The following is a 19,213-nucleotide window of genomic DNA, read 5'->3' as shown; positions in this document are numbered from 1 at the left end:
ACGATACCTAGAATAAGCGAGAAAAGACCCATCCTATTTTGGGTGACTTTCTCGCTTTAGTAAGAGGTTTGAAAAACAAACCAATTTCTAGTACAAGTTTATTTATTGTTTTCCATCAAGAAACATGATGCGAAAAATATTCTGCCTCCATTCGTTGCATTCGCGCTCTTTCTTTTTTGTTGTACCAAGGGGAGACAGTAAAGGCTAATAAGTCATTGATCAAGTAAACAGAGCTATTGATAAACATAGCTAAACTAGCAGATCCATGGGTATAGGAAACATACCATAAGACCATTTGTGCAAGACCAGAAGCAAGCCACCAATAATATTGATTGTTGTAGCGAAGGAAGCTAATGATCCCAGCAGAAAGACTGATTGAAAAAGCAATGGCATCGATCCAAGGACGAGGATCATCTGTGTACGTACCAATCAAGTAACCTGAGACCAAGTAAACGAAAACAGTCCCGGTCAATGCAATCAACCAACTTTTTCCACTAAATTCTCGAATTTTAGAAGCCATATTATGATTCCATTCTTTACTTAATAAAACTGGGATATCCAATGTGACCATATAAGCAATTTGCTCGCCGATACTCAAGTAGTTTTTGGCAGAAAAACCGACGATGATAAAACAAATGGCAGAGAGAATTCCTAGAATACCGTTGACTGATTTGGCGGCATTGATTGATAAAATGCACAACACCCCCAGATTTGTCCCGATAAAGGTAATGATCGACAACCAAGTGATTGGCTGATTCACAAGAGTCATGACTTGGCAACCTAGGCTAAAATAGAATAGATAATAATTTTGTTGAGGCCAGCCTTTCAATTGATGAATCAAAAATCTGAAATAATTACTCATAATAAAAAACTCCTTAAAACACAATATATAGTGTCTGTTTATTTTAGAGACACAAATTATTGTATTCCTTTGAAAAAATATTTCTAGTCTTTCATTTTAAAAAAATATGTGTTATTATTCGATTTGATTGTTTTCTGAGAAATATTAATTTTCCAAACGATGAAAAGTAGGAGGCCATTTGATGTGGTCTCTCTTTTTTTGTGCAGCGGGAGAAAAATCTTTTCTATGTCTAAAACTATTGATAAGATAAAGGAAACAATAAGATTGGAAGTGTGAGAATGAATTTAACAACCGTTCACCATGTTGCGATCATTGTGTCGGATTATCAAAAGTCACGTGCATTTTATGTTGATTTGCTAGGTTTTGAAGTTATTCGTGAAAATTATCGAGAAGACCGTGGCGATTATAAGTTAGATTTAAAACTAGGAGATATGGAGCTTGAGATTTTCGGTATCAAAGATGCACCTAAAAGACCGAGCTATCCAGAAGCTTGTGGTTTGAGGCACTTAGCATTCAAAGTGGAACATATCGAAGAAACAGTCGCGGAACTACAAGGATTGGGGATTGAAACTGAACCAGTCCGTATCGATACCTTTACAGGCGAAAAAATGACTTTCTTTTTTGATCCGGACGGATTGCCGTTGGAGTTACACGAATAAAGGTAACAAATTTGTCACTTTTTCTTCCGTTCATTCGATTTTTTTCTTTCCTATTTCTTGTTATTCTAGAAAAAAACAAGGAGAGAATGGAATGAAAAAAATAATCATTGCAGCATCGATTGCTATCATTGTTAGCTTAGCGGCTTCGTTAGGACTATTGGATGCAAACTTTTCTTTTGATGACATCAGTGACCAAGAATATCAAATCTCATTGCAAAAGGCAGTGTCTATTTTGCGAGATGAGTACCATGAAGAGAAAGTCAGTCGTATCCAGTTCAACCAATTAGACGAAGAACAAAGTAATAAAAAGATGTATGAATATATTTTTTATACGCCCAATCGAGTGATCACAGTGAATCCAATCTCAGGAAAGACGATGGTTGTTGATGAAAGCCGCAACGAACCAGGGCAATTCTTTCACTTGAAAACGATCCATCAAGTGAAACATCCACAGGCAGCAATGAAAGAAGCAGTCCATAAAGTCGGAAAACATCACGGGAAAGCAAAAAGTTGGGAAATCACGACAAAAAGTGGTCAATTGTATTATTGTGTAGCCGTCGATGGAACGAATCATTTAGAAGATGTATTGATCAGTGCTTAAAAGAGAAGTGGTTTCACTTCTCTTTTTTTCTAGATAAGAGTAATCTAAAAGTGTAAAACAAAGAAGGGATTGAGGGAATCATGCAAAAAATGGTTTGTCCAAACTGTGGGAAAAAATTCACTTATGAAGAAGTAAATCATATCGTTGAACACGTAAAAAAAGAGATGCCGATCGTTTGCCCTTATTGTCGTTTTGAAGCAAAGACAATCGTTTCGAATGGTTATTTCGTGACACAAAAAATTGAAGATTATTTGAATTAGCTGTTTTGCTCTGAGATTTCATTATGGTAAAATGAAAAAAAGGAGTGTCAGAAATGATTCGTAATGCAAAAAAAGAAGATGCGGCAGCTATTGCTCCGCTTATTTTAGTTATATTGAAAGATATGGACCTACCGTTTCTTTTAAAGTACGGTGAAGAAAAAACATTGGAAATCTTAGAAGAAGCGATTACAGACCCAGACTATCGCTACAGCTATACAAGAGGGATCGTTGATGAGCGAGAGGGTAAGGTAGCAGGGATCGTTTACGGTTATACAGACGAAGAAGAATTAATCATCGACCAGCCGTTAGAAAAAATCTTACAAAAGCATGGCATTTATGAGCAAGTCAAAATGTTTACGGATAGAGAAACATTCCCTGATGAATGGTATTTAGATTCTATCTGTGTTTCAGAAGAATTTAGAGGACAAGGAATCGGTTCCTCTTTGTTAGAAGCATTGCCACCAATCGTCAAAAAACAAAACCGCGATGTCATTGGACTAAGTTGCGATAAGCAAAATCCGCAAGCTAGGAAATTGTACGAGCGCCATGGGTTCAAAGTAATCGGGGAACGAACGATCAGTGGACATCTGTATGATCATATGCAAAAGAAAATCGTTTAGTGAGTTTTGTTTTGATAAAAATGAATATTTAGAAAAGAAAAGGGCTCTTTGTCAATAAGGACTGATGAGTTGCGAAAAATTAAATCTGGGTCAGAATGAACCTCATTCTGGCTCAGATTTTTTGTTATCTAACTTTGATTAATTGATTGGTCAAAAAGATTCTAATTTTCATGTTCTCAAATGATTTAAATCCGTAGGATACTCGTTTCATTGTTTTTATGTGGGTATTCTTTGCTTCTATTTTTCCATTGGAGTATGGATAAATCATCGCATTGGCGATGCCTTCTTGGTAGGTCAGAAGGTTTTGAAGTTTCTCACGAAAGCCGTCATCTAACGTTTCGGGAAGTTCTGCCAATAAGGAGAAAAACAAGTCAGGGTCTTTGTCTCGAAAAGCTTCAACTAACTCATGGAAAAAGGGATACGCCTCCTTTAGGGACGTAGAAAAGCTAAGCAATCGATCAATCATCATTGCTTCAGTAAGAAATGGGTATTTAGGTGCTCGGAAACTTTTCCATGTTTTATATTCATAGTGGTTAATGTTTGCACGATTTTTTAGCAGAAAGCGCCAGTTCTTTTTCAGTTTTTCTGCATGGCTTTTCTGTCCTGCTTTACGCAGTTCATTCATTTCACGGATACGCAACTCATTGAAAGCTTGATTCATGTGTTTGACAATATGAAACCGATCAATCACTACTTTCGCATTTGGCAGAACGCGTTTGGTGAGCTGGAAGTAGGCGGCGTTCATGTCTGTGACTAAGAATTTTACTTCTTCTGGATTGGTGCAGCCCAAGAAATAGTTTGTTAATCGAGGTAATTTACGCGTAGGTAAGATATCAATTAAATTACCTGTTTCTCCATCTGCGCAAATAAAGCTCATTTTATCTTCTATGGAAGTGTGCGAACGAAATTCATCAACCATCAATACTTTGGGGAGAATCCTCTTAGTGGGCTTTGGTAAATAGCTTTTAAACTCTTTCAATGTACGAATAACGGTAGTCAAAGATACCTGACAGCTTTTCGCAATAAAAGATAAAGAGACTTTTTCAGTCAGTAAAGAAGCAATTTTATATCTGACATGTTCCGCAATTGAATATCTTGGGCGGACAAAATAGCTTTGAGCAGTCCAATGGGTTCGACAGTTTTTACAGGTATAGCGTTGCTTTTTTAAGCGCATAACCATTGGCATATGATTGTATTGTTCAAAGCGGACAATGATTTCCTTCTTCCCATTTTTCACCACAATTGCTTTCCCGTTTCCATCTACCACAGTAGAACCACAACTTCTACAGGTACGAGGATCAGGTGAGAGAATGGCATTAATGACCAATGTCTTTTCCTGATGAAAGATCTCGTAAGAGATCTCAGTAATCATCAAATCTTTATCTATTAATCTCAGCATTTTTTTGATAGAATCATTCATATAGCATATCGTCCTCTCAGTTGTTTATTTTGTGGTGATTTAATCATACTAGAGAACGATATGTTTTTTAATACCTAAAATGAAAATGGGACTGAAGAATCAATTTTGATTCATCAGTCCCATAAATTATAGAGCCAAGAAAAGCTGATACGAAATCCGTAAACAGTTTTTTTTTATTGGATGGCGTTCTTTTATATGATATCTCCTCTTTGATTTTAAAAACTAGCATTAATAGGTAGTGTGAACGATTATGATCCTAAAACAACTTTTAGCGACTGATATGATCACTTATTTCGTTTATGTGTTAACTTAATTCTTATAATCAATATCTTTTTACTAGAGGAATATTATATGATGAAAAAATGATTTTAAACGTTATTTTTAATAGGTGTTGTATCTTTAGATATATTTTCTTATCAAACAGAAGTTATAACAGCGACTAAAACAGTTTCCGAATTTTCAGGTAGTTCTATTGAAGGTGAAGGATAATTTGAAAATCAACTAGCTGATGATAATGTTTTAGGTATGCTTAGATCTTCTAATTTTTATCATAGAGATGGTAATCAAAAATACTACAATACGTCAGAAAACTGGCTGTGCGGAAATATAATAGTGCAATGTGTACTGTTATTCGTGACTCTAAATAAGGACGTTTGTATTTAAAGATGCTGTAGTAGATTCGGAAAGAAGGTATTCAAATTTACACTCTGATGAAGAAGCAACTGGTGTAAGAGATCTAGTAAGGGGAAGCTAATACTTATTTAAGAAGTATCGCATGATTTTAAATTACCCAATTTATTTAGTTGGGTAATTTATTTATGTTTAATATTTCCACATATCAAGTTTTTTGAGAAGAGGAAAATTTATTGAAAAAAATACTTTTTTTTATGATAAATCTAATATTTTTGATTGCTACTTTGACAAATGCTTTCTCTCTTTTTTATATTTATAATCAAAGTAATCTAGATTTTGTATCGAACAATTTTTCTTCCAAAGACACAGTACGCCTTATCGCAAATCATAATATAGATTCTGAAAATTGGGGAGAATTATTAGGAGGTCAAAAGAATATTTTGGTTGTGAAAAATCTAGAAAGTAACTTTTATTTTAAAGCTATATACACAAATTATGATTGGTATCTTCCGCTTGTTGAAGGAAGAAACTTTGCACGTGACGATTTTTATGATGGGGAAAATAGAGCAATTATTGGTGAAGAATTAGCGAAAACACATACAGATACTATACGTATTGAAGAAAAAAACTACAAAATAATTGGTATATTAGATAGCCGTTATGCAAAAAATTTATCAAAAATGGCTTTGATAAACATAAACTCATTAGAAGAAAATCAAACCAATGGTGTCTACCAAGTAAATTCAAACAAAGCAACGATGGAAAAGTTAAAAAGTGAGTTGATTAATGATATAACAGCTATTACTTATTCCGATGATACAAAAGCATATAATGCACAAAATTTAGAAAACAATAACCAATTGTTAAGGTATTCATTTCAAGTACTATGTTTGTTAGCTATTGGCATGTGTATCTTGTTCTATCTAACCTTAACTCAATCGACAAGGTATTTAAAAAAAACGATAGGAATATCGAGAAATACGGTTCTTCTAGAAGAAGTGAAACACTTATTCTTTTTTTGGTTATTTGAGAGTATTCTTGTTCTTGGTGTAGTATATCTCCCCTTCAAACATTCCATTTTTGATTCGGTGACTGATTTTACTGTTAGTTATATTACCAGTCAAAGTTTTATCCTTGGGTGTTCTGTTACTCTGTTTAGTTTTCTTTTTTTTAGAAATTGGAGGAACATTGATGAAAATAAGTAATCTAACAGTAGAGATTTTCGAATCTTTAAAAAGGAAAAAATATTTACTAATCTTTTATACGCTGTTCTTGTTGTTTTCATTTTTGACACTTTCGGTTTCAGATGTCATGTTGCAAGAGAATAGTAATGAAGAACATAGGGTATCAGTTGGTAATACAAAAACATATAAACTTGTAGACACGCTTATTGGGGAAAAAGAGGAAGTCTTTTTGAGGAATCTTCAAAGTGTCAGTTACCTCAATGCCATGTACAAAGAATTATCAGATAGCCAAAAAGGGAAATACCAGGTAGTAAATAGTCAAAGCATTAACTATTTACAAGAAAAGGATTTACCAACTGAGTTTATCGAACATTATGAGCAGATTGCAGGTTCTGTTAGTAGCTGGACTAAAGAAGAGATTCCTTTTAAATCATTACAAATGAACGATCATGCATTGGAACGCTTCGATCTTAGAATAGCAAGTGGACAATCCTTTTCTCCTAGTGATTATCAATATAATAGAGATAAAATTCCAGTTATCTTAGGGAATAGTTACTCAGACTATTACACCATAGGAGACAAAATACAGCTATCTTATCTTTTCAAACAGTTTGAAGCAGAAGTCATTGGTTTTGTTGAAAAAGGTGAAAGGGTCACTTTTAACGAATACGAAGACTATGTGCTAGATCATTATATTATTTTGCCATTTATAGAAAATGCTCCTCAAAAAATCAGTGAAGAAGAATTTTCTTTTTTTCAAAAACATTTTCTAAATGGGGTCAATGGCTACTTTCAAGTTCCAGAATCTTTTTCACAAGAAAAAGTTTATAAGTTAGTAAATGAAATTTCTTCGACATATGAATTGGGAACAGTCGATTTAATAGGTGAATCAGGATTTCATTTATCAGCACTATTATTCATGATTACTAAAAACAATGAATTGCTAAAATTAGTTGTCTCTTTTTCAATGATTATTTTAGTATTAATGACAATTGTTTTTTGTTGTTTAGAAATGTATCGTGATAAAAAGATATATCAGTTACATTTGCTGTTTGGGGCGACAAAAAAAGAAATCCGGAATTATATCATGGTAGAAAAAACATTGCTTTTATCCTTTATTCTATGTGTGAGTTTGACTTTAACTAACTATTTAGGGGGAATTACACTTGTTCTCTTTATTCGTTTACTCTACTTGTCTTTAGTCTTAATTTTTCTATTCTTTTTAATATCAACTATCATTCTTAGGAAATGGAGAATTACAAATGATTAGTATACAGGATATTTCCCTTAAAATAAGAGATGGTCGGAATAAGAAAGAATTATTTCAACATCTGAATTTGAATATAAACGAGGGACAAAAAATAGCGATCATGGGTAAAAGTGGTAGTGGTAAAACGACTTTACTAAAATTGATTGCTGGACTCATCAAACCGGACACAGGAAATATATTCTTTGAAGATAAGAACCTGAGAGAAATGAGCGCTAACGAAATGAGTGCCAATCGATTAAATAATATTGGCTTTATTTTTCAGAATAATCCTATGATTGAGAGTAAAAATGTATTTGATAATATTGCTTTACCCTTAAAATATTTAGGAATCGAAAAGAAAATCATCAATCAAAAAGTCCGTGATATTTCTAAAAGTCTAGCTGTTGATGATATATTACTAGAGAATCCGATTTATCTATCTGGAGGAGAAAAGCAAAGAGTTGGAATTGCTCGAGCGCTTATTACTGAACCTAAGCTTATCTTAGCAGATGAGCCTACAGGTTCTTTAGATGCGGAAACCGAAGCTATGGTTTTGAATATTTTTCAAAAAATTGAATTAACTAGAACTAGTTTTATTATGGTAACACACGATGTTTCTGTAGCGAATATTTGCGATGAAATATATACATTACAAGACAAAAAACTTTTATTGTCTGAAAAATGATAGGTGTATTTTCAAAAATGACGAAAATACTATTTAAAAGTTAAAAAAATATCCATATTTTAATAGTAAATGATGAACGAGTGTAGCTTTGACAAGTCATGTCAAAGCTACACTCGTTTTTGTTATTTGCAAAAAAGTATAACGAATAAAAAATATTCTAAATGTTTTTTACTAAAAAAGAATATACATGACTATATTATACTCATAAAAAATACTGGATTTAGCCTTTTATACTAAATAAAAAACAGATGAAAAGAGTGATGAATCGAGAATATACAATAAATAATATCTGAACGAATTTTATGTTTTTAGAAAAATTTCAGAAAATTTGTTTATTTAATTATTTTTTAGGACTATAATAGCAAATGTTTTTATGTTATGAAATTTCATATATTGACGAAAAGAGATGAAAAAATGTTTAAAAATAAAGTTGTGAATCTTTCCCTAATGTCTGTTTTGCTTCTCCATTTATTTTTTCCAATCCAAGTAATTGCCGAAACATATCTCCCACAAGATCCAGGAAGTGTCTATGATGATTTGACCGGTGATTATGGGGTGTTAGGGATTGCTTCTAAGTTCCATGTGTTCGCAAAAGATAAAACGACCATCAATGCGCATACAGAGGGCAATGTAGCAACGAGTGTCTTATCAGCAACGAATAACTTCGGTACATCGATCAGTACAGGCGATTTAAATAAAGAGATCAATTATGCACAATCTGTTGAGACGATCATTAGCTCAGCAGAAACTGCGGCTTTTGATAAACGATCGAATAAATTTGTTGTCGGATCAAACAATGTGATCACGACGGAAAATGATAAAATAGTTGTCAATGGAACAAGGTTGGATCACTTATCAGTGGATGAGTTCTATCAAGATCGAGAAGATGCTCAATACATTGATTTCAACAAAGAGTTTGAAAATTTAATGCTGACATCAAATATGTTGATGTCGTTAGATCCATTAAAAACTTATACACCAGATGATTTCCCCGATATGAATAATCGTGTGATTGACTGTACAGATCTGGTTGGGGATCAGCCCTATGTCATCAATGTTGCTGCTTCTGTTCTGGCACAGAATACCCCCTTACGGATCAACAATCCTGAGGGAAAAGTGCTTATAATGAATGTTGTAGATGCACCGACTAGTTTTTCTGTACAATCCCAAATTCAATATAATAATCGTTCCAATCATCAAACAGAAAATTTTTCTGATGCCAATATTTCTTGGAATTTTGGTAATCTAACAGAAAAACTAGGAATCAATGCGCCTTTCCAAGGAACGATTATTGCACCTTGTGCGGATATTACAGTCAATCAAAGTCAAGATGGAACGATCATAGGAAAAAATGTGATCTTGAATGCCACAACAAATCGTTGGGACCCAAATGAAATTTTTGCTGTACCAAATACGCATGATGACACCACAGATACAACAAGTAGCAGTACAGAGTCAAGCACGAGTGAAAGCAGTACAGAGTCAAGCACGAGTGAAAGCAGTACAGAGTCAAGCACGAGTGAAAGCAGTACAGAGTCAAGCACGAGTGAAAGCAGTACAGAGTCAAGCACAAGCGAGAGCAGTACAGAGCCAAGCACAAGCGAAAGTAGTACAGAGCCAAGCACAAGCGAAAGCAGTACAGAGTCAAGCACGAGTGAAAGCAGTACAGAGCCAAGCACAAGCGAAAGTAGTACAGAACCAAGCACAAGTGAAAGTAGTACAGAACCAAGCACAACTGAGAGCAGTACCTATCCAGGTAAAAATGGAAAGCAATCAGATACAAGTACCACAACTAATACCACAACAAGTAGTTCTAGCAGTGTTTCATCAACAAACAACTCTGACAAGCCTGTGATCAGTGAAGATGGGACAGTTGAAAACGATGGAACAGGTACGATGCAGATGAACGATAGACGTGAAAATAAAGTAGCGCTAGCCGTTGAATCAAACACCAATAATGATGATCCTTCGACCAAGAATGAACAATCACAAAATCAACAGCTTTTCCCTAAAACAAATGGCGAAAGAAATAATTTGTGGATCATGGTAGGTGCAGTGCTTATCTATGTAGTGACACTTCTTTTCTATAGAAGAAAACAGGTATAAAAGAAAAAACGAAGCTGTGACATTAATTGTCTTACCCCCTTAAACTTGAATAAACGGTGTTCCAGAAGTAACTCCTTTAGAAATAAGCCAGAAAACTCCAAAAATTTGAAAGACAATTTTCGGAGTTTTCTGGCTTATTTCTCGGAGCTGGACACTTCTGTCACAACCTTGTTTTTAGTTGACATCAAAGCGATAAGAAAGAGGTGTTTCTTTGTCTTTGTTTTTTCGATAGAGCCAATAATCAAGGACAGCAGCAATACAGATACAGATAGGCGCATTTTCTTCACAAGGGATATCAAGAACATAATAATCACCGGTAAAGAGGGTTGCTTTGTCCATCTCCATGATTAGTTCATTGAAATGCTGGATCTGATAACGATGATTATAGATATCTCCTTGAACAGTCCAATGCAATCGGCGAATATAATAAAAATCTCCTGGCCAATTGAAAATCTTTTGCATCGTACCGACTTTTTCGAAATCTTTGTAAAGTTCAAAGCGTGTACCAAATGTCAGACTGATTTGTTTGATATGTGCGACTAGATCACCATTCATGGCATAAAGAGACAAGGCATCTCCTTTCGTTCCCCAGCGGCCGACCATCAAAAAAAGTGATTTACCTTTTTCGTCTTTGACGATCGTCCGAGTCGCACGACTCAGCTGTTTTTCCTGAATGAAAAATTCTGACATATTTGTTCCCCTCTTTCTTCAAACAACTATAGGTTTTCGTTGATTGCGCGTAAGATGGCTTTGCCAACACCTGATTCAAGATTTGTGTCTGTTAAGTATTTAGCGTAATCTTTGACTTCAATCTCTGCATTTCCCATGGCGAAACTAACGCCGGCAGTTTGCAACATACTGACATCGTTAAAATTATCACCGATCGTCATGACTTCATCTAAAGTGATCCCTCGTTCATGAGCGACATGAGCAACTGCGATTCCTTTTTGAGCATTTTTATGGTTGACTTCAAGATTGTTTTGACCAGAAGAGGTCACTGCCAGTTCGCCTAAATTACTGATTTCTTTCCCTACAGGGCCTAAAATACGTGGGCCTTCAGTATGGAAACAGATGATTTTTAGGACTTCAAGTTTATCATCAAGTAGTAATTCGCGAATGCTATCAACATAAGTGATGTGTAAGAGTTCAAGATTAGCTGAAGCCATGGCGATCGCCATTTTGTAAGTCAAATGGGGCATATGGGTCGCAATGGAAGAAGCAAAGCTTTCGATTCTTTTTGGTTGGCTTTCCGAATACAATCCTTGGTTTGTCGCTACCTCGTAATAAATACCATTTGCATCTAAAATATCCATGACTGTCATGGCTTGGGGACTTGGAATTGGCACTGTAAAAAGCGACTTACCGGATCTGTCAAAAACTTGCGCGCCATTTAAAGTGATCATCGCACAATCGATTCCTGCTTCATCTAAGGCTGCTCGTGCTTCTTGTGCGTTACGTCCAGTAGCGACCATAAATTCAATACCCAGCTCATTTGCCATGCGGATTGCTTCAGTATTTTCTGTTGAGATACTCATATGTGCATCGAGTAAAGTGCCGTCCATATCAGAGGCAATTAATTTGATCATGTGATTACCGTTCCTTTCCTTTTCTCCCTCCTAGTTTAACATACTAATGCGAGATAAGATGGAAGATTTTGACTTGTTAACAAATAATTTGTGAGTTATTCTGGAAAATAGGAGGTGGGAAATTTGAAGAAAATCATCCACAATAGTTGGCAAGAAGTATTAGCTGATGAATTTGAAAAAGATTACTATCAGCAGTTGAGAATATTTTTAAAAAATGAGTACGCAACTCAAAAAATCCATCCGGATATGTATCATGTTTATGAAGCGTTAGAGCTGACTCCCTATGAAGAAGTCAAAGTCGTGATTCTAGGACAAGACCCTTATCATGGAGCAAATCAAGCGCATGGGCTTTCTTTTTCAGTACAACCAGGAGTAAAAACACCACCGTCTCTGGTCAATATCTACAAGGAATTGAAGAATGACTTAGGGATCGAACCAGTTCATCATGGGAATTTAGTGACTTGGGCCAAACAAGGTGTTCTGCTTTTGAATACTGTACTAACTGTCAGAGAAGGGCAAGCTTATTCTCATCGCGGAAAAGGCTGGGAACAATTGACGGATGCGATCATTGAGAAGCTGAATGAACGAGACAAACCGATCGTGTTTATTCTTTGGGGCAAACCTGCACAAGAAAAAATGAAAATGATCGATAAAAGTCGACACATTATAATAACAGCTCCACATCCAAGCCCATTATCGGCACATCGTGGCTTCTTTGGCTCAAAACCATTTTCAAAAACGAATGATGCTTTGCTTGCTCTGGGTGAAACACCGATTGATTGGCAACTGCCTAAAACAGTGTAATGATACAGCGCTTTCCTGTTATAGTGCAGTTTTGCCGAATTATGTGAAAAACTTAATTATTATCCATAATCTGACTGATACAGAAATTTAAAACTGTTCTTTTTTTTGATAATAGTGTATCATGGTAGTTAATAAAAATAACTGGGGGTCATCTTGTGGAATTGTTTGATAGTTTAAGATTTAAAATTGTACGTCGCGGCATCAAAATCGTGTTTCCAGAAGCAACGGATGCAAGAATTTTAGGAGCAGCAGCACGTTTAAAAGCAGAAGAATTAGTTGAACCGATTTTGATCGGTAGCAAAGAAGAAATTGAAGCAGCAGCGAATGCACGTGGTATCCAAACATCTAATTTCACGATCATCAATCCCAATGATTATGAAAAATGGGATGAAATGGTCGAAGCTTTTGTTGAACGCCGTAATGGAAAAGCAACAAAAGAACAAGCAGAAAAAATCTTAAAAGATGTCAATTACTTTGGAACAATGCTTACATATATGGGCATTGCTGATGGTATGGTTTCTGGAGCGATCCATTCAACCGGAGATACAGTACGTCCAGCACTACAAATCATCAAAACAAAACCAGGTGTAAGTCGTACAAGTGGTGCTATGATCATGGTTCGCGGTAGAGATCAAGAAAAATATGTCTTTTCTGACTGTGCGATCAACGTGAATCCAAACGCACAAGAATTAGCTGAAATTGCTGTGGAATCAGCAAAAACAGCTGAACTATTCGATATCGATCCAAAAATCGCATTGATGAGCTTTTCAACAAAAGGTTCTGCAGCAGCTCCTGAAGTAGATAAAGTGGTTGAAGCAACAAGAATCGCGAAAGAATTAGCGCCTCAATATACGATCGATGGCGAATTACAATTTGATGCTTCTTACGTTCCAGCAGTCGCACAATTAAAAGCCCCTGATTCTAAAGTGGCAGGTCAAGCAACAGTCTTTGTCTTCCCTGAATTACAATCAGGAAACATTGGCTACAAGATCGCTCAACGTTTTGGTAACTTTGAAGCAATCGGACCAATCTTACAAGGATTGAACAAACCAGTAAGTGACCTTTCTCGTGGTGCTAATGAAGAAGATGTCTACAAATTAGCGATCATTACAGGTGCACAAACATTATTAGATTAATCGAACAGTAGATCTAAAAAGAAAAGGGCTAGGGAGCTGAGGATTCCTGACTCTTTTCTTTTTTTTTGTTGGATTACACGTTATACTGACAAAAAAGAATGAGGAGAAATGATGATGATTGAATTAACAAGTGTGGCGATGACAGACCAATTAGCAGAAATCATTGGAAAAGTCGCTCATCCGGGAGATAATCTAGTGTTGACTGGTGATCTAGGTGCTGGTAAAACGACTTTGACAAAAGGAATTGCAAAAGGATTAGGCATCGATCAAATGATCAAGAGTCCGACCTATACGATCATTCGTGAATATACACAAGGAAAAATGCCTTTGTACCATATGGATATCTATCGTGTCGCTGCTAGCGGTGCTGATTTGGGATTAGATGAATATTTTGAAGGTGATGGACTTTCAGTCATTGAGTGGGGAAATCTATTAGAAGATGCTTTACCTGAAGATTATTTGGAACTGATTATTGAAAAAAGTGATACAGAATCAGAAAAAAGGTATGTGAAATTCCAATCATACGGGCCGAATAGTCAAGAGTTTGAAAAACGTATCTATGAAGCATGGGCGGATTCTCATGGCTAATGATGTTGAACTGACGTTAAAAGAAGCGGAGAAATCAGATGCTCAAGGATTGTTAGTGATGCTACGCCAAGCGAGACAAGAAACGGATTATTTTGTTGTTGAGGAGCGTTCACTTAATAAAAGTAAAGAGGTACTTGCAACTGAATTGTCTCGAATAAAAGAAAGTGCAGAACACTTATTATTTTTAGCCTGTGTCAAAAAACAGGTGGTAGGTGTTGTTTCTGTTGCTCCCAAACCTGGTTTGCCCCGACATGGCGAAATAGGGATCAGTATCTTGAAAGAATATTGGGGGATGGGGTTAGGCACGATTCTTTTAGAAGAGGCAATTATTTGGGCTACAGAAAATATGCGATTTAGTACGTTGGTTCTTGACGTATTGGCGGGCAATCAACGAGCCGTCCATCTTTATCAAAAAATGGGGTTTCAAGAGGAAACCCAAAGTGTTGACTCTTCGAGAAGACAAGGTCAATCATTGGCGATAATCAAGATGAAACGAACGATTGAGCATGAAATAAACTGATTTCAAAAACAAAGAACCTGAAAAGTAGTTGACCACTTTTCAGGTTCTTTATTTATCGTCATCGTTGATTCTTTCGTACGAGGGAAACAACAAATAGAAATGAAAGAATTAGCTTATTTTAATTTTAGCTAATTGAACTATTTCACTGTGACTAATTTTTTCAATGGGTCTGTCCCAAAAAATTTTTCCTGATATAACAAGATTTCCGCGCATGCTCGACTATCTTCTAACGCATCATGGTGATTTTTCAACGTGATATCTAAATTTTCACAAACTGTATTCAAGCGATGATTTGGCATCTCCGGAAACAAGCGGCGACTTGTTTTGACGGTACACAATGAGAGATAGTTCGGTTGAGGCAACTGATAATAATCTAAACAACCAGCCAATACTTTTGTATCAAATGCGGCGTTATGCGCAACGACTAATCGGTTTTTTTGGAAATACTTTTCGATTTTCTGCCAAACATCTGGAAATTTAGGTGCCTGTTGGACATCTTCGGGTCGAATGCCATGGATCTGGATGTTCCGCCAGAAAAATGGCGTTTCCGGTTGGATCAAGGTATAAAATTCATCGACAATCTGACTGTTCTCCACTTTGACAAGGGCTAAGGAACACGCACTATGAGATTGGTGGTTCGCAGTTTCAAAGTCCATCGCGATAAAATTCATTTTCAAATAAGCCTCCTTTAAAAAATAAACCATAACATAGATTTGTATGAAAAGAAATAGCTTTTTCAGACTATGTATCAAGTAAATATGGTGTCAGTGAAGGATCAAGGGAAGAAAATCGGGACAACCCAATTTCTTCCGTTGCTATCCTTGCTATTCGATAATTAATTCGACAGGGCAGTGGTCACTACCTAGAATCGATGTATGGATTTTTGCATCAACCAAACGAGGTGTCAAATCTTCACTCGTCAAGAAATAATCGATACGCCAACCTGCATTGTTTTTTCGAGCATTGAAACGATAACTCCACCAAGAATAGACGCCTTCTAACTCTGGATAGAAGTAACGGAAAGTATCTACAAAACCATTATCAAGTAAATGAGACAATGCGTTTCGTTCTTCGATTGAGAAACCGGCACTTTTTTGATTCGTTTTCCAATTCTTCAAATCGATGTTTTCATGGGCGACATTTAGATCCCCACAAACGATCACCGGTTTTTGTTTTTTCAACTCTTCTAAATAATCATAAAAAGCAGATTCCCATTCTAAACGGTAATCGAGGCGTTTCAATTCATTTTGTGAATTTGGTGTATAGCAAGTGACTAAGTAAAATTCAGGATATTCTAACGTTATCAAACGACCTTCTTGATCATGGACATCAATGCCCATTCCATAAGAAACGTTCAATGCAGGTTCTTTGGCGAAGATCGCTGTACCTGAATAGCCTTTTTTGACCGCATAATTCCAATATTGATGGTAACCTGGTAAATCCAAGTCGATTTGACCTTCTTGTAGCTTTGTTTCTTGAAGACAGAAGAAATCTGCATCAAATTCCTTAAATGTTTCTAGAAAATTTTTATTGACGATGGCTCTTAAACCATTGACATTCCACGAAATCAGTTTCAAAAAAACACGCTCCTTTTTCTATCAAGTCTGTGCGATTATATTGTACCTCATTTTTATTAAAAATAGTGTAAGATAAGAGTAATAACAGATAGCAGGAGGGAAACCATGAAAATTGGCGTAGTAGGAGTAGGTAATATTGCCGAAAAAGCATATTTACCCACATATGCAGAGAAACAAGGAATGGTTGATTTTTATTTTGCGACACGTAATCAGGTAACGAAAGATCGTCTGAAGAAAACCTATGGATTTGCTCATTTGTATGAGTCGCTGGATGACTTAATTGAAGAGGAAATCGAAGCATGTATGATCCATGCGGCAACAAGCGTTCATTTTCAATTAGCTAAAAAATGTTTGGAACATAATATCCATGTTTATATCGACAAGCCTTTAAGTGTCGACCTAAAAGAAATCCAAGAGTTACAAGAATTGGCAGAACAACATCAAGTGATTTTAATGGTGGGCTTCAACCGACGATTCGCCCCAATGGTCGAAGAATTAAAAGCGATTCCAGAAAAACGGTTGATCCAGTTACAAAAAAATCGCATTGCGGCAAAAGAAACAACTGCTTTTGTCATTTACGATCTGTTCTTGCATCTGGTGGACACGGCTGTTTATTTATTAGAGGAACCAGTGATCAAAACAACTTCTCATATCCGAGAAAAGGAAGGTCTTATGGAAGTAGCGATGTTGCAAATTGAAACTGCGAACCAAATGGCAATCGTGACGATGGATCTTGGAAGTGGTGCGAATACTGAAACCTATCAAGTGACGAGCAAACAAGGAACCTATGAATTGAGTGATCTGACAGAATTAGTCATCCGTAAACCAGATACGGTGGAAATAAAGAAATTTGGTGATTGGGAAACAACATTGAGCAAGCGTGGTTTTGTGCCGATGGTGGAACGATTTTTTGAAGAGGTTCAAGAAACAACACCTAACAAAGAAAAGTTGAAACAAGCTGGAGTATACGACAGCCATGCGCTTTGTGAGGAAATGTTGAATAATATTTACCGTCATCAGCTTTGAGCAAAACTGGCAAGATTGTTTTAAGCGTGATAGAATGATGGGGACGTTTGAAAAGAAAGGAAAGTCCTCAGTGAATAAAGAAGATATCGTTAAAAAAAATCCAGAGTTGAATCTGTTGCTTGATGAACCGTTAAGTCATTATACATTTACCAAAACCGGTGGACCGGTAGATGTTTTAGCTTTTCCCAAAACCAAATCAGAAGTCAAACAGTTAGTTGATTATTGTCGAGAAAACCAAGTGCCATGGTTGGTACTAGGAAATGCAAGTAACTTGATCGTCCAAGATGGTGGGATTCGCGGCGTGGTCATCATGTTGACAGAGATGAACCAAATCAGCGTTGAAGGCACGATGGTGATTGCAGAAGCAGGTGCAAAACTGATCGATACGACGTATGCAGCCTTGGCAGAATCTTTGACAGGATTCGAATTTGCCTGTGGGATTCCTGGAAGTATCGGCGGTGCAGTCTACATGAATGCAGGAGCTTACGGTGGGGAGATCAAAGACGTGTTTGCAGAAGTCGACTTATTATTAAGTGATGGGACGATCCAAACCCTGTCAAATGAAGAAATGGCCTTTTCTTATCGCCATAGTGAATTACAGAAGATGGATGCTATCGTCTTAGAAGCTCGTTTCCAATTAACACCTGGTGATCATGAGATGATCAAAGGTCGGATGGACGAATTGACGGAATTGCGTGAAGCAAAACAACCATTGGAATACCCTTCATGCGGTAGTGTCTTCAAACGACCTGAAGGACACTTCACAGGACAACTGATCCAAGAAGCAGGGTTACAAGGCTTGAAATGGGGCGGCGCACAGATTTCGGAAAAACATGCCGGCTTTATCGTCAATATCGACCATGCAACAGCAACTGATTATACAGAGTTGATTGCCCATATCCAAGAGGTAATCAAAGAGAAGTTTGATGTTACATTAGAGACGGAAGTACGGATCATTGGTGAAAAAAGAACCTAAAAGAAAGTAGGTGGCGTGATGTTGGATAAGCAATTGCCCTATGCAGAGATTTGGATGACACGCCCACTCAATGAAGAATTGCCTTCTTATCCCTTGAATCAGCAGTATCGCTTTGAAAAGTATCAACCAGGAGCAGAGGAGGATTGGGCAATCATTGAAACAGCAGTCGGTGAATTTGACACCGTGGAGCAGGCATTGGCTTACTTTGACCAAGCTTTTGCCCCTTTTCCAGAAGAGCTGGCAAAGCGTATGTATTTTGTGGTCAACGAACAAGGTGAACGCATTGCCACCTGCACTGCTTGGTGGAAGCTTCGTGAGAAAGAATATCCGCTTTTTCATTGGTTAGCGGTCAAGCCAGAACATCAAGGAAAAGGAATCGCCAGAAGTTTGACGATCGAAGTGCTCCGTTGTTTTCAGCAAATAACGACACAAAGCCCAATCTATTTACACACACAGACATGGAGTCACCCAGCGATCAAACTTTATCAAAGTTTAGGTTTCACGCTCATCCCTGATAAATTTGATGGTAGTGAAAATCCTGATTATGAAATAGTGATGGATATTTTATCATCGAAAATAAAAAAAGCACCTAAAAAATAGGTGGTGACAGAAGTATTCAGCTCCGAGAAATAGGCGGTGAAACCCGAAATTTGTTCTTCAAATTTTTGGGTTTCACCGCTTATTTCTGACGCAGCTAGCTTGCGAATACCGTATACACGAT

The 19,213-nt window shown here is 36.6% G+C and carries 21 protein-coding genes; 15 read left to right on the top strand and 6 right to left on the bottom strand.

The window, feature by feature from the left end:
* Positions 1 to 115: 115 nt before the first annotated feature.
* Complete coding sequence (gene pnuC, locus IGJ19_RS10870; protein ID WP_430603975.1) at positions 116 to 862, bottom strand: nicotinamide riboside transporter PnuC; 747 nt, start codon at positions 860 to 862, stop codon at positions 116 to 118.
* A gap of 278 nt (positions 863 to 1,140) precedes the next feature.
* Here pnuC and gloA2 point away from each other — a divergent pair, with 278 nt between their 5' ends.
* From gloA2 to IGJ19_RS10850, 4 genes are all read left to right on the top strand, one after another.
* A complete protein-coding gene (gloA2, locus tag IGJ19_RS10865) occupies positions 1,141 to 1,521 on the top strand; it encodes an SMU1112c/YaeR family gloxylase I-like metalloprotein (protein ID WP_010734753.1) in 381 nt (126 codons plus the stop codon).
* A gap of 91 nt (positions 1,522 to 1,612) precedes the next feature.
* Positions 1,613 to 2,122 (top strand): hypothetical protein, encoded by a 510-nt coding sequence (locus IGJ19_RS10860; protein WP_430603973.1) that lies wholly within the window; start codon positions 1,613 to 1,615, stop codon positions 2,120 to 2,122.
* 80 nt (positions 2,123 to 2,202) lie between these two features.
* On the top strand, positions 2,203 to 2,382 hold the full coding sequence (locus IGJ19_RS10855; protein WP_010734755.1) for a hypothetical protein: 180 nt from the start codon (positions 2,203 to 2,205) through the stop codon (positions 2,380 to 2,382).
* 53 nt (positions 2,383 to 2,435) lie between these two features.
* Complete coding sequence (locus IGJ19_RS10850) at positions 2,436 to 3,002, top strand: GNAT family N-acetyltransferase (protein ID WP_260697714.1); 567 nt, start codon at positions 2,436 to 2,438, stop codon at positions 3,000 to 3,002.
* A 124-nt stretch (positions 3,003 to 3,126) separates the two neighbouring features.
* Here IGJ19_RS10850 and IGJ19_RS10845 read toward each other — a convergent pair whose 3' ends face one another.
* Positions 3,127 to 4,422 carry an ISL3 family transposase gene (locus IGJ19_RS10845; protein ID WP_430603971.1) on the bottom strand — a complete coding sequence of 432 codons (1,296 nt, stop codon included), beginning with the start codon at positions 4,420 to 4,422 and terminating at the stop codon, positions 3,127 to 3,129.
* An 866-nt stretch (positions 4,423 to 5,288) separates the two neighbouring features.
* Here IGJ19_RS10845 and IGJ19_RS10840 point away from each other — a divergent pair.
* The 4 genes from IGJ19_RS10840 to IGJ19_RS10825 all read left to right on the top strand — a co-directional run bounded on the left by IGJ19_RS10840 (position 5,289) and on the right by IGJ19_RS10825 (position 10,279).
* Entirely contained in the window at positions 5,289 to 6,260 is a 972-nt protein-coding gene (locus tag IGJ19_RS10840; protein ID WP_430603968.1) for an ABC transporter permease, read from the top strand.
* The gene (locus IGJ19_RS10835) at positions 6,247 to 7,509 is read left to right on the top strand and encodes a hypothetical protein (RefSeq protein WP_071867793.1); all 1,263 of its coding nucleotides are present in this window, start codon (positions 6,247 to 6,249) and stop codon (positions 7,507 to 7,509) included. Before IGJ19_RS10840 ends, IGJ19_RS10835 begins: the two co-directional genes overlap by 14 nt.
* Positions 7,502 to 8,173, top strand: a complete 672-nt coding sequence (locus tag IGJ19_RS10830) for an ABC transporter ATP-binding protein (protein WP_071867792.1) — start codon at positions 7,502 to 7,504, stop codon at positions 8,171 to 8,173. Before IGJ19_RS10835 ends, IGJ19_RS10830 begins: the two co-directional genes overlap by 8 nt.
* Positions 8,174 to 8,587: 414 nt before the next feature.
* Positions 8,588 to 10,279 carry a hypothetical protein gene (locus tag IGJ19_RS10825; protein ID WP_430603964.1) on the top strand — a complete coding sequence of 564 codons (1,692 nt, stop codon included), beginning with the start codon at positions 8,588 to 8,590 and terminating at the stop codon, positions 10,277 to 10,279.
* A 174-nt stretch (positions 10,280 to 10,453) separates the two neighbouring features.
* Here IGJ19_RS10825 and IGJ19_RS10820 read toward each other — a convergent pair whose 3' ends face one another.
* Both IGJ19_RS10820 and IGJ19_RS10815 read right to left on the bottom strand, forming a co-directional pair.
* Complete coding sequence (locus IGJ19_RS10820; RefSeq protein WP_071867790.1) at positions 10,454 to 10,969, bottom strand: LURP-one-related/scramblase family protein; 516 nt, start codon at positions 10,967 to 10,969, stop codon at positions 10,454 to 10,456.
* 26 nt (positions 10,970 to 10,995) lie between these two features.
* Positions 10,996 to 11,865 carry a Cof-type HAD-IIB family hydrolase gene (locus tag IGJ19_RS10815; RefSeq protein WP_023520110.1) on the bottom strand — a complete coding sequence of 290 codons (870 nt, stop codon included), beginning with the start codon at positions 11,863 to 11,865 and terminating at the stop codon, positions 10,996 to 10,998.
* 123 nt (positions 11,866 to 11,988) lie between these two features.
* On the opposite strand from IGJ19_RS10815, the gene IGJ19_RS10810 reads away from it, so the two are divergent.
* From IGJ19_RS10810 to IGJ19_RS10795, 4 genes are all read left to right on the top strand, one after another.
* On the top strand, positions 11,989 to 12,669 hold the full coding sequence (locus IGJ19_RS10810; RefSeq protein WP_074800200.1) for a uracil-DNA glycosylase: 681 nt from the start codon (positions 11,989 to 11,991) through the stop codon (positions 12,667 to 12,669).
* Positions 12,670 to 12,824: 155 nt separating this feature from the next.
* A complete protein-coding gene (gene pta / locus IGJ19_RS10805) occupies positions 12,825 to 13,805 on the top strand; it encodes a phosphate acetyltransferase (RefSeq protein ID WP_010734762.1) in 981 nt (326 codons plus the stop codon).
* A 114-nt stretch (positions 13,806 to 13,919) separates the two neighbouring features.
* Positions 13,920 to 14,393: a tRNA (adenosine(37)-N6)-threonylcarbamoyltransferase complex ATPase subunit type 1 TsaE gene (gene tsaE, locus IGJ19_RS10800; protein WP_071867788.1), complete on the top strand. Its 474-nt coding sequence runs from the start codon at positions 13,920 to 13,922 to the stop codon at positions 14,391 to 14,393.
* Positions 14,386 to 14,913 carry a GNAT family N-acetyltransferase gene (locus IGJ19_RS10795; RefSeq protein WP_074800203.1) on the top strand — a complete coding sequence of 176 codons (528 nt, stop codon included), beginning with the start codon at positions 14,386 to 14,388 and terminating at the stop codon, positions 14,911 to 14,913. The genes tsaE and IGJ19_RS10795 overlap by 8 nt, the downstream gene beginning before the upstream one ends.
* Before the next feature lie 137 nt (positions 14,914 to 15,050).
* On the opposite strand, the gene IGJ19_RS10790 is transcribed toward IGJ19_RS10795, so the two are convergent.
* Together IGJ19_RS10790 and IGJ19_RS10785 are read right to left on the bottom strand one after the other, a co-directional pair.
* Complete coding sequence (locus tag IGJ19_RS10790; RefSeq protein ID WP_071867786.1) at positions 15,051 to 15,584, bottom strand: 3'-5' exonuclease; 534 nt, start codon at positions 15,582 to 15,584, stop codon at positions 15,051 to 15,053.
* 153 nt (positions 15,585 to 15,737) lie between these two features.
* Entirely contained in the window at positions 15,738 to 16,490 is a 753-nt protein-coding gene (locus IGJ19_RS10785; RefSeq protein WP_023520106.1) for an exodeoxyribonuclease III, read from the bottom strand.
* A gap of 105 nt (positions 16,491 to 16,595) precedes the next feature.
* Here IGJ19_RS10785 and IGJ19_RS10780 point away from each other — a divergent pair, with 105 nt between their 5' ends.
* The 3 genes from IGJ19_RS10780 to IGJ19_RS10770 all read left to right on the top strand — a co-directional run bounded on the left by IGJ19_RS10780 (position 16,596) and on the right by IGJ19_RS10770 (position 19,092).
* Entirely contained in the window at positions 16,596 to 17,516 is a 921-nt protein-coding gene (locus IGJ19_RS10780; protein WP_161642034.1) for a Gfo/Idh/MocA family protein, read from the top strand.
* Positions 17,517 to 17,586: 70 nt separating this feature from the next.
* The gene (gene murB / locus IGJ19_RS10775) at positions 17,587 to 18,492 is read left to right on the top strand and encodes a UDP-N-acetylmuramate dehydrogenase (RefSeq protein WP_115358104.1); all 906 of its coding nucleotides are present in this window, start codon (positions 17,587 to 17,589) and stop codon (positions 18,490 to 18,492) included.
* A gap of 18 nt (positions 18,493 to 18,510) precedes the next feature.
* Positions 18,511 to 19,092, top strand: a complete 582-nt coding sequence (locus tag IGJ19_RS10770) for a GNAT family N-acetyltransferase (protein WP_161642032.1) — start codon at positions 18,511 to 18,513, stop codon at positions 19,090 to 19,092.
* The last annotated feature ends 121 nt before the right edge of the window (positions 19,093 to 19,213 follow it).

Source organism: Enterococcus sp. DIV1368b (assembly GCF_050529595.1).
GTDB lineage: Bacteria > Bacillota > Bacilli > Lactobacillales > Enterococcaceae > Enterococcus_B > Enterococcus_B mundtii.
Note: the sequence above shows the minus strand (reverse complement) of the source record. Positions and strands in the feature narration are given on the sequence as shown.